At 60.6% G+C, this 381-nt stretch carries 1 protein-coding gene; it reads left to right on the top strand.

Annotated elements, in window-relative coordinates:
* Positions 1–381, top strand: a 381-nt coding sequence (locus KHA85_RS20570) for a fumarylacetoacetate hydrolase family protein (protein WP_213186719.1), incomplete at both ends; no start/stop codon positions are given.

Raw genomic sequence — 381 nt, 5'->3', positions numbered from 1 at the left:
CATAGAGACTGGCAGGGTTCGCTGCTCGATTTTCCGGTGAACAAGGTGGTTTGTGTCGGCAGCAACTACGCCGATCACATCAAGGAAATGGGCAGTGCGGTTTCCGTCGAGCCGGTGGTGTTCATCAAACCGGAAACGGCGCTGTGCGATATTCGCCAGCCGGTGGCTATCCCCAAAGAGTTCGGTGCGGTGCACCATGAGGTGGAGCTGGCGGTATTGATCGGCACGCCGTTGAAACAGGCCAACGAAGACCGCGTTGCGCGGGCGATCGCCGGCTACGGCGTGGCGCTCGATCTGACGCTGCGCGATCTGCAGGCGGGTTTTAAAAAGGCCGGTCAGCCGTGGGAGAAGGCCAAGGCTTTCGACGGTTCCTGCCCGATG

Origin of the sequence: Dietzia massiliensis (assembly GCF_018390595.1) — a bacterium.
Lineage (GTDB): Bacteria > Actinomycetota > Actinomycetes > Mycobacteriales > Mycobacteriaceae > Dietzia > Dietzia massiliensis.
This window is presented reverse-complemented; position numbering and strand designations above follow the sequence as displayed.